At 69.0% G+C, this 16,068-nt stretch carries 11 protein-coding genes (1 of these 11 only partly in view); 7 read left to right on the top strand and 4 right to left on the bottom strand.

Going from position 1 to position 16,068, the window contains the following annotated elements:
- On the top strand, positions 1-3,628 hold the 3' portion of the coding sequence (locus DESTE_RS11850) for a DUF3626 domain-containing protein (RefSeq protein ID WP_035067841.1). Its footprint begins 86 nt before the window's first position; 3,628 of the gene's 3,714 nt are visible here — the last part of the coding sequence; its start codon lies beyond the left edge, outside the window; the stop codon is at positions 3,626-3,628.
- 28 nt (positions 3,629-3,656) lie between these two features.
- Positions 3,657-4,157 carry a type III secretion system chaperone gene (locus DESTE_RS11845; protein WP_051384443.1) on the top strand — a complete coding sequence of 167 codons (501 nt, stop codon included), beginning with the start codon at positions 3,657-3,659 and terminating at the stop codon, positions 4,155-4,157.
- Positions 4,158-4,342: 185 nt separating this feature from the next.
- Here the strand turns inward: DESTE_RS11845 and trpB are convergent, their stop codons facing one another.
- Complete coding sequence (trpB, locus tag DESTE_RS11840; RefSeq protein ID WP_035067839.1) at positions 4,343-5,665, bottom strand: tryptophan synthase subunit beta; 1,323 nt, start codon at positions 5,663-5,665, stop codon at positions 4,343-4,345.
- 562 nt (positions 5,666-6,227) lie between these two features.
- Between trpB and DESTE_RS11835 the strand changes: the two genes are divergently transcribed.
- The 5 genes from DESTE_RS11835 to DESTE_RS11815 all read left to right on the top strand — a co-directional run bounded on the left by DESTE_RS11835 (position 6,228) and on the right by DESTE_RS11815 (position 12,891).
- Positions 6,228-6,815, top strand: coding sequence for a cysteine hydrolase family protein (locus DESTE_RS11835; RefSeq protein ID WP_051384442.1), 588 nt, complete (start codon positions 6,228-6,230; stop codon positions 6,813-6,815).
- A 328-nt stretch (positions 6,816-7,143) separates the two neighbouring features.
- On the top strand, positions 7,144-8,196 hold the full coding sequence (gene mtnA / locus DESTE_RS11830; protein ID WP_035067838.1) for an S-methyl-5-thioribose-1-phosphate isomerase: 1,053 nt from the start codon (positions 7,144-7,146) through the stop codon (positions 8,194-8,196).
- A 328-nt stretch (positions 8,197-8,524) separates the two neighbouring features.
- Entirely contained in the window at positions 8,525-9,361 is an 837-nt protein-coding gene (locus DESTE_RS11825; protein ID WP_156925337.1) for a Crp/Fnr family transcriptional regulator, read from the top strand.
- Positions 9,362-9,785: 424 nt separating this feature from the next.
- Positions 9,786-11,675, top strand: a complete 1,890-nt coding sequence (gene cooS, locus DESTE_RS11820; RefSeq protein ID WP_035067836.1) for an anaerobic carbon-monoxide dehydrogenase catalytic subunit — start codon at positions 9,786-9,788, stop codon at positions 11,673-11,675.
- Positions 11,676-12,048: 373 nt separating this feature from the next.
- Positions 12,049-12,891, top strand: coding sequence for an ATP-binding protein (locus tag DESTE_RS11815; RefSeq protein ID WP_035067835.1), 843 nt, complete (start codon positions 12,049-12,051; stop codon positions 12,889-12,891).
- A gap of 322 nt (positions 12,892-13,213) precedes the next feature.
- On the opposite strand, the gene DESTE_RS11810 is transcribed toward DESTE_RS11815, so the two are convergent.
- From DESTE_RS11810 to DESTE_RS11800, 3 genes are all read right to left on the bottom strand, one after another.
- Positions 13,214-13,732, bottom strand: coding sequence for a DUF309 domain-containing protein (locus DESTE_RS11810; RefSeq protein WP_245590834.1), 519 nt, complete (start codon positions 13,730-13,732; stop codon positions 13,214-13,216).
- A 75-nt stretch (positions 13,733-13,807) separates the two neighbouring features.
- A complete protein-coding gene (locus tag DESTE_RS11805; protein WP_035067833.1) occupies positions 13,808-14,629 on the bottom strand; it encodes a TatD family hydrolase in 822 nt (273 codons plus the stop codon).
- A 213-nt stretch (positions 14,630-14,842) separates the two neighbouring features.
- Positions 14,843-15,988, bottom strand: a complete 1,146-nt coding sequence (locus tag DESTE_RS11800) for a glycosyltransferase family protein (protein ID WP_035067831.1) — start codon at positions 15,986-15,988, stop codon at positions 14,843-14,845.
- Positions 15,989-16,068: the final 80 nt, after the last annotated feature.

The following is a 16,068-nucleotide window of genomic DNA, read 5'->3' as shown; positions in this document are numbered from 1 at the left end:
CGTGCAACTCGCGGGGCAGCCGCCGTTGCGGCTGGACCAGATCAAGGGGAACTCCCTGCCCTTCCAGGGGTTCACCACCGCCACCCGCATCGAACGGGCCGAGGCGGGCATGCAGGCCAATGCCTCCTCCGCGCTGCACGCGCTGACCCGCCCCGGCGGCGGCCTGAAACCCGCAGACCTGCTGGGCGGTCTGAAGTCCTTCCAGACCAGCCTTGGCCGGTTCGCGGGGCTGAACCGCCTTACCCCCGCCCAGACGGAGCCCGTGGGCCTTGCCCAGATGACCCGCGCCGTGCAGGGGCTTTCCAATGCAGACCTTACCGCCGTGTACCAGACGTTCCAGTCGCCCCAGATGGCCCTGCTGAAAGAGGCCCTGCAGGCCGAGGTGCGGGCCAACCCCGCCAACGCCGATGCGCGCGCCGCCCTTTCCAACCTGTTCGACATGGAAGCCGTGGTGCTGAAAGACGTGAGCGAACGCATCCTTTCCGTGATGGACCTTGCGGACACGCCCGAAGCCGACGCCGCCCTGCGCCAGGGGCACCGCTTTGCCGAACGTGCGCACGAAGGGCCGGATGCCCATGCCCGCGACCTTTCGCCCCGCAACATGCAAACCCTGGTGGAAACCACCGCCCAGTCCACCACGCAAGCCGAACGCGCGCACGGCCCCACCAGCGCCATGCTGGCCGACAGGCGCATCACCGCCCCCGACGGCGCGCCGCTGGACCCGCGTGCCTTTGGGGACATCCTGCGGGGCAGCGAACTGACCATGAACATCGACCCCACGCATTTCTTCGGCGCGGAAGGGCAGGTCATGGGCGACACGGCGTGGAGCAACGCCTTCCATCTGGCGGACCGGGGCATCATGCCGCGCGGGGCGCACTACGTTGCCTTTCGCGACGAGATAGAAAAAAGCGTGTTTCCCGAACTTTCGGGCCAACCCGCGCGGGCCAACGAACGCCCCCTGTACGCGGCCCTGAACGTGGCGGGCGTGCGCAACGGCGCGGCCTCCAACTACGGCTCGTGCGTGTTCGTGCTGCGGCCGGAAACGGCCCGGCGCGCCACCTACACGGTGGACGACACCTTCGTCACCGTGCCCATGCACTTCGACGCGCAACGCACCGCCGCCCTCAACGCCCAACTGGACGCCCTGCGGGAAGGCGCGCTGCCCGGACTGCCTGCGGATGCCGCCGCCGTGCTGCGCGACCCCGCATCGCAACTGCGGCGCGACCTTTCGGCAGCGCTGGCCCGCGTGCCCGAAGGCGCACAGATGACCCTGAAGCAGTTCGAGACGCTGGTGGAACAGGCCGGAGTGCGCGGCGAAAAGGACGCCATCGGCAACGACTGGGTACGCCCGCTGCTGGTGCGCGCCTTTGCCGATGCCGATGCCCAGCGCGCCCGCACCGCCACCTTCGACACGCTGGAAAACCTGCTGCCGCATCTTGGCGACGTGGACGGCACCACCCTGATGCATGCTGCCGCCACCGGCCGGAACACCCTTGCCCTGCAGGGCCGCTACATCGAGGCCCAGTTGCAGGGCACGTTCGTTCCCGGCCGCGACGTGGCGGAAATCCGCATGGATGTCGGCGACCTGCTGGACTGGCGGGCGCACACCGTCGACGCGGGGAAGGTGGCGAACCTTGTGGAATTTGCCCGTGCCCACGACATCAAGCTGACCTTCATGGACTTCACCGATGTCGGCGGATCGCACGGATGGCAGGAGCAGGCCGTGGCACAACTGCGCGGCCTGGGGGTGCCCTTCCTGTCACAGGCGGATATCGACGCCTCGCACGACAGGAGCGTCGAACGTCAGCAGCAGGCGGAAAGCGCCACCTTCGGCACCTCGCATCAATCCGTGCGTGAACTGCGCAACGCGGCGACCGCGCTGCTGGACGGCAATGCCGAGGAATTCAACGCGCGCCTGCTCAGCCTGCTGCCGCCCGATTCCGGCCTGACCGAAGTTCCCCTTGCCGGGGCCGCGCTGGACCGGGTGAAGTCGCGATTCCTCGAAAACGTGGAACGGGCGATCTCTGCGGCCGATGCCGAAGGCCGTGGCGTGAACATGGAAACTGTTCTTTCCGACGCCATCCGCGCCGCCGCCGAACGGCCCATCACGCAAAAAGCCGCCCTGCTGCGCGACATGGAAAGCCTGCACTTCGATAACGAGGCGCAGCGTGCCGCCTTTCGCAGCTGGGTCATCAGCGCCCGCGCCCTGACGAACCCGCTGGAAATGCGCATGATCCATGCCAACGCCATGGCCCAGGTGGCGCGCATGGAACGCCTTGGCCCCAACCCTCCGCTGGATGCCCTGGTGCGCGAATTCGCCACCGGGGTGGGCAACCTTGGCGTCAGCATCGATGCCTTCCGTGCGGAAACCAACCCCGAGGAATTCGGACCGGACGACGTGTTCACCGAGTTCAACCGCACCGCCTTCATGGCCGCAACCCTGCTGCACGCCAGCAACCCGGCGCTGGCGTCCAGCATGCTGGACGCGCTGGAATCGCCCGCCGCCCGCAACCTGCGCGGGGCATGCTTCAAACTGCACGACCCGGCCAACGACCCGCTGTTCCCGGCGGAAGGGTTGTCCACCGCGCGCTTTCTGGGCGACTTCATGAACTACACGGCCACCGGCCTTGCCCAGCAACTGGACCGCCCCAAGCCGCAGCAGCCGGGCTTTGCCGCCCCGCTCGACTACATGCCGCCCACCGTGCGGGGCGCGCTGGGTGCGGCCATACCCGGGCTTGGCGCCGCATTGGACACCCACTTCCCGGCCAAGACGCCGCGCACCATCGCGCCCTTTCCCGCACCGACCACCCCCGGCGGCCTGGCCACGGCCACCCAGGCGCAGCGGCGCACCTTCTTCACCGGCATGCTGGATCGTTACCGCCACCATGAGGAAACGTTTGACGGCGACGTCGGCGTCCATGGCATGGGGCACGCCTGCCGGGGGTTCATCTTCGCCAACGTCATGGCCAACATCATGCGCGAGCGGGGCGTGGCCGTGGACAAGAACGCCGTGCTCTGCGGCATCGCCGCGCACGACAGCGGGCGCGAGGCCAACGGCAGCGACGTGTACGAAACGCAAAGCGCCGACATTGGCGTGCAGGCCATGCGCACCGCCTTTGGCGTGGAATCGTTCGGCGAGGCCTTTGAAACCCAGTACCGCCTCCAGATCGACGATCCGGACCACCGCGACCAGCACAGGCCGCTGACGGCAGAGGCACTGCTGATGCAGAGCGCGGATTCGCTGGACATCAGCCGCACCCAGGACTTCGACCCGGCGCGCTTCCCCTTGCTGCGCGAACCGGTCACCCTGCCCGATGGCCGCATCCTGCCGCAGGACGAACGCCTGCGCGAGCAACTGGCGCACGAGGCCGCGCTGCTGCAACGGCTGACCGACCCCGCCGTGTACGCCCGGCCCCTGATGCACGACCTGCTGCTGCAGATGGCGGAAGCCCCCGATCCCTCGATACCGGCGGGTCAACTGGGCGAGCTCAGGGGCGCGGTACGGCAGGAACTGGCGGAATTGCGCACCCTGGGCAACGACGCCTACCTTGCCCGCGTGGAAGACGCCTTGCGCACCCACGCGCACGAAATGCCGCTGCTTTCCCGGTACTACTTCCAGGCAGACTAGGCGCATCAACCGCCGCAAAGGACGCACCATGACCATCCAGGAACTGCTGCACGAACTGGGAACCCGCATGGGCACAGGGCCGCTCACCCTTGATGGGCAGACCCCCTGCACCCTGTGCTTTGACGGCAAGTACGTCGTCACCCTGTACCACGACCCGGACGACCACGCCCTGTTGGCCGCCGCACCCGTAGGGACCGTGGGCGCGGGGTTCGGCCACCTGCGCGAGGACGATCTGCGGGCACTGCTGACCGATGCCTGCCTGGGCGCCCGCACAGGCGGGGCCGCCTTCGGCCTTTCTCCCGAAACGGGCGAACTGCTGCTGTGGAAGCGCTGGAACGACGAGTTCCCCGACTACCCCGCGCTGGAGACGGCGCTGAACGGGTTCCTTGCCCAACTGGACCACTGGCAGACTCAGCGCCCCGGCAGGGCGGACAACACGCCGCGCCCCGCAACCGGCATGGCCCCCACCGCGACGCCGGAAGAAACGCCCGTCACCACGCCGTATACCGGCAACATGCTGCGCATTTGAAACGCGCCCGACTGTCCCCCGGTACACACCTGACACGCGCCGGGGCGTAGCGCCCCCCCCGGCGCGACAACACGGTGCGGCAACACGAAAACGCCGGACGGAACGGGATGCTTCCCGCGCCGCCCGGCGTTGCGTTTTGTCATGCGGGCATGCCGGTCACCGGCGTCCGCCCATCCCCCCGGTGCCTACAGCTTCGGCGGGGTAACCAGCCCGGCGCTGACCATTTCCTCCACCTGGGCCACGTCCTTGTCGCCCCGGCCGGACAGGTTCACCAGGATGATGGCGTCCCTGCCCATGGCGGGGGCCAGCTTCATGGCGTGAGCCAGGGCGTGGGACGATTCCAGCGCGGGGATGATGCCTTCCGTGCGCGACAGGACGAAGAAGGCGTCCAGGGCCTCGGCATCGGTCACGCTGGCGTACTCGGCGCGGCCCAGATCCTTGAGGTGGCTGTGCTCCGGCCCCACGCCGGGGTAGTCCAGCCCGGCGGAAATGGAATACACGGCGGCGGGTTCGCCCGCCTCATCCTTCAGCATGTACGAATGAAAACCGTGCATGACCCCCGGCGTGCCCATGCACAGGGTGGCCGCATGGTCGCCGTAGCTCAGGCCGCGCCCGGCAGGCTCGACCCCGATGAGCCGCACGCCTTCGTCGGCGATGAAGTCCGCAAACAGGCCGATGGCGTTGGAACCGCCCCCCACGCAGGCCACGGCGCAGTCGGGCAGGCGGCCTTCGGCCTCCAGCATCTGCGCGCGCGCCTCGCGCCCGATCACCGACTGAAAGTGCCGCACGATGCGCGGGTACGGGTGCGGCCCCACGGCGGAACCCAGCAGGTAGAAGGTGTTTTCCGCGTCGCCCAGCCATGCGGCCAGGGCCTCGTCCACGGCCTCCTTCAGGGTGCGCTGGCCGCTCATGGCGGGCACCACTTCCGCGCCCATCATGCGCATGCGGAACACGTTCAGCTTCTGGCGCTCCATGTCTTCCGCGCCCATGTGGATGGTGCACTGCATGCCCATGAGGGCCGCAGTGGCGGCGGTGGCCACGCCATGCTGACCCGCGCCCGTTTCCGCGATGACCTTTTTCTTGCCCATGCGCTTGGCCAGCAGAATCTGCCCGATGGTGTTGTTCACCTTGTGCGCGCCAAGGTGGTTCAGGTCTTCGCGCTTGAGGTAGATATTGGCCCCGCCCAGGCGCGCGGTAAGGTTGGCGCACAGGAACAGCGGCGTCTGGCGGCCGGAATAGCGGGTCAGGTAGTATTCCAGCTCGGCCAGAAAGTCCGGGTCGGCGTGGTAGCGTTCAAAGGTGGCGGCCAGTTCATCGAGCACGGGCTTGATGTGCTCCGGCACGTACTGCCCGCCGTAGGGGCCGAACAGACCGTCGGCAGCAGGCGGCGCGGGGGGCGTGGCCTGAGTGGCCGCACGCGCGGCGGCGGCGCAGGCGCAGCCGCCATCGGTGGGCAGGGTGGCGCCGTAGGTGACACCGGCGGGAAACATGCGGGGGATGGTGGACATGGTCGAAGCTCCTCATGCTGAGCGCGGGGAACTCCAGACCAGGATGCGCGGGGGATACGCAAGGAGGTATGCGCCGCGCCCGGAGTTCCGACCGCGGTTGGTTTATCGACGGATGCCGCGCCTTGTGGCAACGGCGTGCGCGAACCTCCACGGCCCTGAGGTCAGGGCCGCCACCACCGGTGGACCGGGTGCGCGCAGCGGCGCGGTCCCGCAGGCAGCGGGAGCGCGGGCGAGCACAGGGCCGAAGGTATGGAGAGTGCGGTGCGCATGCACTGCTCATGCCGTGAACCGGACCGGCTGTCAAGAATTGTATACAGTATGCGAAAGACGGAATCGCCACCTGCGGATCAGGACAATCCGGCGGCAGAACGGGCCATTCCTGCGGATTGACGTTGCCCGGCCTCGCCTGCCGGGTTCGGGAATGCTATCAATATATGGCGCGCCACACCGGCGCGGCCCGTTCTGGAGGCCCGGCCATGGAAACGTCTGGCGGCCCGCCTGGTCCATCCGCCCCGTCCGCACAGTCATTCCAACCGTAACCCGACAACTTCATGGAGCCGCCATGTCGTCCGCATCTGCAAGCAACCCCGCCGCAGCCCCCGCGGCCCCCGTCACCGCACTCGTTCTCGTGGACATCCAGCGCGACTACTTTCCCGGCGGGCGCATGGCCCTGCCCGATGCAGAGAACGCGGGCCGCCGCGCCGCAGAGGTGCTGACCCGCTGCCGCGCGGCATCCATGCCGATCATGCATATCCGCCACGAAAGCATCCGCCCCGGCTCCACCTTTTTCCTGCCCGGCACGGAAGGGGCGGACATCCACCCGCTGGTGGCCCCCCTGCCCGGCGAGGCCGTGCTGACCAAGAACGTTCCCAATTCCTTCCGCGACACGGAACTGCTCCAACACTTGCGCGGAATCGACGTCACCGATCTCATCGTGGTGGGCATGATGACCCACATGTGCATCGACACCACCGTGCGCGCCGCCTTCGACCTGGGCTTTCGCTGCCGGGTGGCGGGCGACGCCACGGCATCTCCCGCGCTGACGTATGGCGGCACGCAGGTGGACGCGGACACGGTGCGCGCAACCTTTCTGGCTGCCCTGAACGGGGTGTTTGCCGAAGTGACCGACGCGGCGGATCTGGCGGTGTAGCCGGAGCACCTGACACCGGGGTGCAACGCTGTTGCGCGACCGGGCAGCCACGGATTCCGCGGCCCCACGACACATGCGGACGTGAGCCCCGGCGGGCAACATAGATGGGGACAAGAACACCGGGGTCGTCCGGTTCATCCCTTGCCGCCGTTGCCCGCGTACATTCCTGCGCCGCACCCTTGCCGAGGGGCCTTCGGGACGGTACACCCGGCGGGGAAGGTGCATCGCGGGCCATCCCGTGCGCCCATCACATCACGCCAGACCCACGCGCCCGTTTCGCGCACCCGTTACGCGCGCCCACACCCGCGCACCACTCCACGGAGGCCCCATGGAACACCATATCCGCTACGACGCCGCCCAGCGTGCCCTGATCCTGCTCGACCAGCGCCTGCTGCCCACCCGGCAGGAAGATTTCGTGTGCCGCACCACGGAAGACATCGTAACGGCCTTGCAGGTCATGGTGGTGCGCGGCGCGCCTGCCATCGGCGTCACCGCAGCGTGGGGCTGCGTGCTGGCCGCGTACGAGGCCGCCGAGGCGGGCGACCATTGGCACCCGGTGCTGGACGGCCTGCTGGAGCGCATCGCCAAGGCGCGACCCACGGCGGTGAACCTGCGCTGGGCCGTGGACCGCATGCGCAAGGTGTGGAAAACCGCCGGGCACGCGCCCTTTGCCACGCTGCTCTCGCTATGGGAATCGGAGGCGCGGCGCATCCACCGCGACGACATCGAGATCAACCGCGCCATGGGCCGCCACGGCGCGGCGCTGATCGACGAGGGCGACACGGTGATGACCCACTGCAACGCGGGCGCGCTGGCCACCGCCGGGTACGGCACCGCGCTGGGGGTCATCCGGGGCGCGGTGGACGCGGGCAAGAAGATTTCGGTCATCGCCAACGAAACGCGGCCCTTCCTGCAGGGGGCGCGGCTGACCGCCTTTGAACTGCACGAGGACCACATCCCCGTCACCGTGGCCTGCGACAACGCCTGCGGCCATCTTATGCGCAAGGGCATGGTGCAGAAGGTGGTGGTGGGGGCCGACCGCATTGCCGCCAACGGCGACGCCGCCAACAAGATCGGCACCTATTCCGTGGCCCTGCTGGCCCGCGAACACGGCGTGCCCTTCTACGTGGCCGCGCCGCTGTCCACCATCGACAGGAACACCCCCGACGGCGACCACATTCCCATCGAGGACCGCACCCCGCGCGAGGTCACCCACGTGGGCGACACCCAGATCACCCCCGACGGGGTGCCGGTATACAACTTTGCCTTCGACGTGACCCCCGCCGCACTCATCGCGGGTATCGTCACCGAGGTGGGCGTGCTGCGCGCCCCGTACGCCGAGAGCATTGCGGAGGCGTTTCGCAAGGCGGGGCTGGAATAACGCGAGACGCGCCGGGCCGCATCCCGGCCTGCCCGCCGCACGCGATGCCTGCCGGTCGCCTGAACAACCTCTCGCGCCTCCCCCCTCCCGCCTTTTCCGCATCCCCGTGCCGTCGCCGCGTGGCGAGGGCGCGGGGACGCGCAATTTTTCCGCGCCACGCACGCCCGCGTCCCCGTATCTGGCTTCTGGGCATCCACAGCATCCGCGCCGCACAGGTGATGCGTTGCTCCGGGCAGACGGCTGTGCCATGCTGGAATGTACGTTCCACGCTTGCCACCGATACACCGATGCCATCCGTCGCCCCTACCGGAACGCAGGAGCCGCAACCATGATGATGAAACTCTCCGACGTCGATCTGCTGGAAGCACTGGAGCGCCCCGAAAGCGCGCCCCTGCGCGAGATGTTTTCCGTGCGCCGTGTCGCGCGCGGGCAGGGCATCTTCTGGCCCGACGAACAGGAGGACCTGGTGCTGGTGGTGAAGTCGGGGCGGTTCCGGGTGTACCTTTCGTACGGGGGCAAGGAATTCACCCTGGCCTTTCTGGAACGGGGCGACATCTACAGCAGCCACACCGGGGCGCACGTGCAGGCGCTGGCCGACGGCGAAGTGCTGCTGGCAGACACCCGCGCCTTCCGCCGCCGCATGACCGACCTGCCGGAGGTTTCGGCCATCATGGTGCGGGTGCTGGGGCAGATGCTGCGCTCCACCTTCTTTCTCATCGAGGGGCTGGTGTTCCGCGACAGCAACACCCGCCTGGCCTCCCTGCTGCTGGAGCAGGCCGAGCGCGCTCCCGCCCCCGACTCCACCGACCCGACATATCTTGCAGAAATGGACGCGGCGGAAAATGCGCCCTCCGCCACGGGAGTGGCGATAATCCCGGATGGCGTTCCCGCGCATGCCCCCGCCCGCATCCCGGCCACGCCGCGCCCCGCCCATACCCCGACCAGACACCACGCCATGCCCGCCCCATCGGTGCAGCCCGGCAGCGGCCAGATCATCCGCATGGACCTGACCACGGAACAACTGGCCGGCATGGTGGGGGCCACCCGCCAGACCGTGTCCACCCTGCTCAACGACATGATCCGCTCCGGCATCCTTGAACGCGTAGGACGCGGGGCCTACCGCGTGCGCGACATGGACCGCCTGCGCGAACTGGCCAGCGCGTAGCGGCTCCCTTTTCCAGCCCGCCCGGCCTTTCACCAACTCCGTTCTGGCCCGTCCCGGCCCGCACCTTGCCACGGGCCTCGCCCAACGGGACGCCCCCTGCCTGCGACCACTACCCGGCCCGGCCATTTCTTGCGGCAAGGCCGCGCCCTGCCCCGGTTTCCGCTCGTCGTCGCTGCCCGCCAACGCCAGCTTCCGTGCCCGCATTTTCCCGCCATCCCTTTTTTCCGCACCTTCGCGCCTTCTGTCGGCTAGCCGACATACTCACCCTTCCTGCCGCGCTACGTTCGTGCCATACAGTGCCGCCCGCGCGCAGGAGAGGACGTGCGGGGGCGGCGGATGCGTCCGCACGCGTCGCGGGAAACGGCAGCGGACGCGGTGCAACCGCAGCGGCCCCCCAGCGGGGCCACCGCCCAGGGAGGGCAACATGAATTCCGGAACCCCCGAGAACGAGCGCACACTGTGGGAAGACGCGCGGCAGATGCTGCGCAAGGCCGAAGCCGAAAACATCCCCACCGCGTGGGACCGCATGCGCGAGCAGACGCCCCACTGTAAATTCTGCGAACTGGGCACCACCTGCCGCAACTGCGTCATGGGCCCCTGCCGCATCGCCAACCGCAAGGACGGCAAGATGCGCTACGGCGTGTGCGGCGCGGACGCCGACGTCATCGTGGCCCGCAACTTCGGCCGGTTCATCGCGGGCGGCGCCGCCGGGCACTCCGACCATGGCCGCGACCTGATCGAAACGCTGGAAGCCGTGGTGGAAGGCCATGCCCCCGGCTACACCATCCGCGACGAGGCCAAGTTGCGCCGCATCGCCGCCGAACTGGGCGTGGCCGAAGCGGACACCCGCCCCACCCTGGACGTGGCCCGCGACCTGGTGGAGGTCTGCTACGCCGACTTCGGCAGCCGCCGCAGCGAACTGGCCTTTCTGAAGCGCGCCCCCAAGGTCCGCCGCGAACTGTGGGAACGCCTGGGCATGACCCCGCGCGGCGTTGACCGCGAAATCGCCGAAATGATGCACCGCACCCACATGGGCTGCGACAACGACCCCGCCAGCCTGCTGACCCACGCCGCGCGCACAGCGCTGGCCGATGGCTGGGGCGGGTCCATGATCGGCACCGAGCTGTCGGACATCCTGTTCGGCACGCCCATGCCCCGCCAGTCCACCGTGAACCTGGGCGTGCTGCGCGAAGACGCCGTGAACATCCTTGTGCATGGCCACAACCCCGTGGTGTCGGAAATGATCCTGGCCGCCGCGCGCGAACCCGCCATGCAGCAGGCCGCCCGCGATGCCGGGGCCGCCGCCCTGAACGTGGCCGGGCTGTGCTGCACCGGCAACGAACTGCTGATGCGCCAGGGCATTCCCATGGCGGGCAACCACCTGATGACCGAACTGGCCATCGTCACCGGCGCGGCGGATGCCATCGTGGCCGACTATCAGTGCATCATGCCCAGCCTGGTGCGCATTGCCGCGTGCTACCACACCCGCTTCGTGACCACCTCGCCCAAGGGGCGGTTTACCGGGGCCACCCACATCGAGGTGCACCCCCACAACGCGCAGGAAAAGTGCCGCGAGATCGTGCGGCTGGCCATCGATGCGTTCACCAGGCGCGACCCCGCGCGGGTCAGCATTCCCGTGCAGCCGGTACCCATCACCACAGGTTTCTCCAACGAGGCCATCCTGGCCGCGCTGGGCGGCACCCCCGCCCCGCTGCTGGACGCCGTGAAGGCCGGGCAGATTCGCGGGTTCGTGGGCATCGTGGGCTGCAACAACCCCAAGATCATGCAGGATTCCGGCAACGTGGGCCTGGCCAAGGAACTCATCCGCCGCGACATCATGGTGCTGGCCACCGGCTGCGTGACCACGGCGGCGGGCAAGGCCGGACTGCTGATGCCAGAGGCCGCCGACATGGCCGGACCGGGCCTTTCAGCCGTGTGCAAGGCGCTGGGCGTGCCGCCGGTGCTGCACATGGGCAGCTGCGTGGACAACTCGCGCATCCTGCAACTGTGCGGCCTGCTGGCCGACGAACTGGGCGTGGACATCAGCGACCTGCCCGTGGGGGCCTCGTCGCCGGAATGGTATTCGGAAAAGGCGGCGGCCATCGGCCTGTACGCCGTGGCCAGCGGCATTCCCACCCACCTCGGCCTGCCGCCCAACATCCTGGGCAGCGACGTGGTGACCGGCATGGCCGTGGACGGCCTGAACGGGCTGGTGGGCGCGGCGTTCATGGTGGAAGCCGACCCGGTGAAGGCGGCGGACCTGCTGGAGGCGCATATCGTGGAGCGCCGCCAAAAGCTGGGCCTTTCCGCATAACTGAGCCTTCGGCTGCGCGACACCCATTACCCGGCGGCGCGGTCACCGGCCCGTGGCCGCGCCTTCCCGCACCGGGACGGGCCGGGGCAGGCACTTCCTGCCTCGGCCCAGCTCCGGGGCTTCGGTCCCGACCGGAGTACGCAGGGCAACAGGTACGCCACATATCCACCGGAGCGGCTAGCTGACGGACGAAAGGACCATAAAAACAGCCCCTGCCGGGTAATCTCCGCACCATCCGGCGCCACCCCTTTCGAAAGCTTTGGGGGGATGGGGTGGGGGTCCGGGGGCGGGGAAGGAGACCCTTTCCTGAAAGGGTCCCTTCCCCGCCCCCGGTTCTCTCCCTTCCGAAACGAACGCCACGCAGGAGGCACGCATGAAACTGGCATTCGCAGGCAAGGGCGGCGCTGGCAAGACCACGCTGGCGGCCTGGACGGCGGACTATCTGGCCCGGCACGGGCACGACGTGTGGATGATCGATGCGGACACGGCCCTGTCACTGGGGCGCGCGTCGGGTCTGGCGCGCGACGGACTGCCGGTGCCGCTGGTGGAACGGCGCGACCTGATCATGCAGCGCATCGGCACGGGCATGATCAGCCTGACGCCGGAGGTGGGCGACCTGCCCGAGGCGCTGGCGGTGGATGTTCCCCTTGGGGGGGATGCGGCCCCCGGCATTGCGCCGGGACGCAAGCGGCTGCTGGTCATGGGGTCTGTGGCCGGGGCCGGGGGCGGCTGCGCCTGCGAGGCCAATTCCCTGCTGAAGGCCCTGCTGGCCCACCTGGTATACGACCGGCGCGAATGGGTGCTGGTGGATCTGGAGGCCGGGGTGGAACACCTTGGCCGAGGCACCGTGGCGGCAGTGGACGGCCTGGCGGTGGTCAGCGAGCCTGGCCTGCGCAGCCTGGAAACGGCAGCGGACATCGCCCGGCTGGCGCACGGACTCGGTCTGCACCGTCAGGTGCTGGCCCTGAACCGGCTTGCCGGTCCGTGCGTGGCCTGCGCCGAAGACGAATACCTGCCCCAATTGCCCCTGCTGCCTGACAGCCCGGAACTGGCCGGACTGCCCGAAACGCGGGTGGGCGTGCCCGCCCTGCCCGGCCTTGCGACGCGCATGCTGGACAACGCATGCGTCACCGGCCTGCCGGAACACGCGCTGGTGGACCGGTTCATCGCCCGGCTGCTGGAAGGGTTCGGACACCCGGCGGGGGCCACGGCCTGAGCAAGCCGGAGAATGGACGACGCCGGACAGGTTACCGCAGTGCTTCTCGCAAAAAAACAACGCCGGGCACTTTCGTGTCCGGCGTCAGACTGCTGACAAACCTAGATTCTTGCGGGGGAGGGACCCTTTTGAAAAAGGGGCTCCTCCCCCGTACCCCCTCCCCCAAAAACTTTTATTTTGTGTCTCCGAGATATTACGCGAACACAAAAACCGGGGTCCCAAGGGGCGGCAGCCCCTTGGCCGCCGGAGGCGTACAAAAACAGGCTTTGTCGACAACCTGAACGCCGGGCACTTTCGTGTCCGGCGTTTTCGTTTCTCTCGCTCAATCCGCATGTCGCACGCGCGGCAGCAATTCCTTCCAGCGCGTGGCATCCAGCCGCTGGTCGGGTGGCACATCGGCCAACACCGCGCGCAGCCGCACCGCCTCCTCCCGCAGGGCCGCCAGATCCACTCCGAACCATGCGGGCAGAAACGGCAACAGATGCCCGGCTCCACGCTCCAGCAGGCGCAACGCCCCGGCGCGGTTGCCGTTTTCCTCGTGCAGCAGGCCCACGGCAATCTGCAGGATGCCCTTGTACACGTCGCGCTGGGGCCGGGTTTCGTCCAGCCACAGGTGTTCCAGCACCTCGTGACAGGTAAACCACGCCCCGGCCTCGAACAGGGCCAACGCCCGGTCCAAGCGGCGAATTTCGTCAGGCGTACGCCCCTCCTCCGTGCGCCCGTTCACCACACGACCGTCCGGGTCGCGGCTATCCGGCATTTCGCCGTCCGGCGTACGCCCGCCCGCATCATCTTGCGGCGACACGGCAGTGGCATCGTTTGGCATCTTGTGGTCAGACATGCGCCCTCCCCGGCGACGGTGCGCCGTCACGACGATCCGCACATTCCCCTTCCCGGCATGCCGCAAACGGCGACGCTACACCCCGAAGAACCGTCGCGCGTTCTCCCCGGCCACCGTCCACAGTTCGGCCACGTCCATGCCCCGCGCCTGGGCCACGGTCTGGGCTGTGAACACCATGTAGGCGGGCTCGTTGCGCTTGCCGCGGTACGGCACGGGCGACAGGTACGGGCAGTCGGTTTCCAGCAGCAGCCGGTCCAGCGGCAGGGTGCGCGCGGCCTCGCGCAGGGGTTCGTTGGCCGGGTAGCTGACCGGGCCGGGCAGCGAGACGTGCCAGCCGTGCGCCACTATGCGCGCGGCCTGCGTCGCGTCGCCGCCAAAGCAGTGCCACAGCAGCGGGTAGCCGGAAAAGCCTTCCTCTTCCAGCACCTGCATGGTGTCGTCGAAGGCATCACGCGAATGGATCACCACCGGGCGCTCCACCTCGCGGGCCATGGCCAACTGGGCGCGAAAGGCCACGCGCTGGATGTCGGGCGGGCAGTCGTCCCAGTAGAAATCCAGGCCGATCTCGCCCACGGCGCGCAAGCGGTCGTCCTGCGCAAAGGCATCGCGCATGACGGCAAGGGCCGCATCGTCGCAGGCCTGCGCCTCGCAGGGGTGGATGCCGAGCAGAAAGAACACCTCGGGCCGCTGCGCGAACAGGTGGCGGTTGGCCCTCCATTTTTCCGGGCCAAGGAACACGTTGCCGAACTGCGCCACCCCGGCAGCGCGGGCGCGATCCAGCACGGCCTCGCGGTCGGCGTCAAACTCGCTGCCGTCGAGATGGGCGTGCGATTCCACGCCGGTACAGGGCAGCCCCAGGCTTTCCGGCGCGGGGCGTTCCGTTTTCTTTTTGGACATGATGCGGATTCCTTATGTGATGGCGCGCACACGCGTATGGAACCGGCCATGCGCTCTCGCCCACACGAATGACAGGCGGGCGGGCAGAAGGCTACGGCACGGGCAGACGCCGCGTGGCGTCACGAATGTTCATCGGAAGCACGGAAAAAATGCGTCTTCGCGGGGTGCCTGTCCAGTGTGCAGGCACCTGCGGCAACGCCAGGGAAGACCTGGCTAGGTGCGCGCGGCGGGAAACAGCTCGCCCTTGGCAACCCGCTCCCATAGCGCAAGCACCGCCTCACGCTGGCGTTCCAGCGAACAGGCCCGCGCCGTGGCAAGGCCCGCCCGGCGTAGCGCGGCCAGTTCCGGTCCGCCCGTGGCGGCAAGGCGCACGGCCCGTTCCAGGGCCAGCCCGGCGGCCACCACGTCGGCGTCGGCGGCAAAGTAGCCGTTGGGTGGCAGGTCCATGCCGCCGCTTGCCGGGTCCGCCTCGGGGCCGCCGCCGGTCCACCACGGGGTCACCCCGCCGGGCAGGGCCTGGCGCATGTAGTCCCAGCCGCCAAACCCGGCAAAGCCCACCAGCAGGCAGCCGCTGGCCAGCGCCTCCAGCGGGGGCAGCGGGCAGCCCTCGGGAAACCCGGTGGCCAGGAACACGTGCGATGCGCGCAGCAGGTCGGCCACCTCGGCATGGGAACGGCCATGAATCTCGCGCCACTCGACCTCGACCAGGCGCTCGCCGCGCGAGACGGACAGGGCCAGCCGGGCGGTCAGCAGGTCGCGCACCTGCTGGGCCAGCGCACGGTTCTTGCGCGGCATCCAGGCGATGCGCACCGGCCCCTGCGGGGGGGCGTCGGGAATCTCTCCCCCGGCACCTCCGGCATCAGAGACACCGGGGGCACCCGCTCCTTCCGCCCTCTCCGCCCAGGCCGGGCGAAACAGCTCAAGGTCGATACCGGGCCGCAGCACCGGGGCCTCGCGCCCGGTCACCTCGCGGGTATACCAGGCCACCGGGTCGGACACGGCCAGAAAGGACACGGCCAGTTGCGGCCAGGCCACGCCCGGCGGCAACGACGACAGCAGATACGCCCAGTTCTGCACGTACACCACGCACCGCGCGCCAACGCGCAAGCCGGGAGCCAGCGCGTTGACCCAACCTTCCGGCACCAGCCACACATCCTGCGGGGCCACGGCTGCGGCCGCCTCATCCCAACCCATTACCGGAGCGGGCGAATTATGGGGATCAAGCCCGGGCGCGCCCCCTTCGCGGGGGACGAGAAACACCGGATACCCGGCGGCGTGCAGGTGCGTGGCCATGCGGTACAGCACGGCAAGTCCCCCGGTCATGCGGGGCAGCGGCGGAACGAACAGAAAGGTGCGCATGGCTATGCTCCGTGATTGCGCGCAGCAAAGCAGATACCGGGGGGAAGGGCAAGGGGGCGGAGCGTCACGGGGCCGGGCTG

Source organism: Nitratidesulfovibrio termitidis HI1 (assembly GCF_000504305.1).
Classification (GTDB): domain Bacteria; phylum Desulfobacterota; class Desulfovibrionia; order Desulfovibrionales; family Desulfovibrionaceae; genus Cupidesulfovibrio; species Cupidesulfovibrio termitidis.
This window is presented reverse-complemented; position numbering and strand designations above follow the sequence as displayed.

Bases quoted from the DNA above. Each gene is read 5' to 3' on its own strand.
- trpB (WP_035067839.1), bottom strand. From the start codon at position 5,665: ATGTCCACCATCCCCCGCATGTTTCCCGCCGGTGTCACCTACGGCGCC.
- DESTE_RS11845 (WP_051384443.1), top strand. From the start codon at position 3,657: ATGACCATCCAGGAACTGCTGCACGAACTGGGAACCCGCATGGGCACA.
- DESTE_RS11810 (WP_245590834.1), bottom strand. From the start codon at position 13,732: ATGTCTGACCACAAGATGCCAAACGATGCCACTGCCGTGTCGCCGCAA.
- DESTE_RS11800 (WP_035067831.1), bottom strand. From the start codon at position 15,988: ATGCGCACCTTTCTGTTCGTTCCGCCGCTGCCCCGCATGACCGGGGGA.
- DESTE_RS11835 (WP_051384442.1), top strand. From the start codon at position 6,228: ATGTCGTCCGCATCTGCAAGCAACCCCGCCGCAGCCCCCGCGGCCCCC.
- cooS (WP_035067836.1), top strand. From the start codon at position 9,786: ATGAATTCCGGAACCCCCGAGAACGAGCGCACACTGTGGGAAGACGCG.
- DESTE_RS11825 (WP_156925337.1), top strand. From the start codon at position 8,525: ATGATGATGAAACTCTCCGACGTCGATCTGCTGGAAGCACTGGAGCGC.
- DESTE_RS11815 (WP_035067835.1), top strand. From the start codon at position 12,049: ATGAAACTGGCATTCGCAGGCAAGGGCGGCGCTGGCAAGACCACGCTG.
- DESTE_RS11805 (WP_035067833.1), bottom strand. From the start codon at position 14,629: ATGTCCAAAAAGAAAACGGAACGCCCCGCGCCGGAAAGCCTGGGGCTG.
- mtnA (WP_035067838.1), top strand. From the start codon at position 7,144: ATGGAACACCATATCCGCTACGACGCCGCCCAGCGTGCCCTGATCCTG.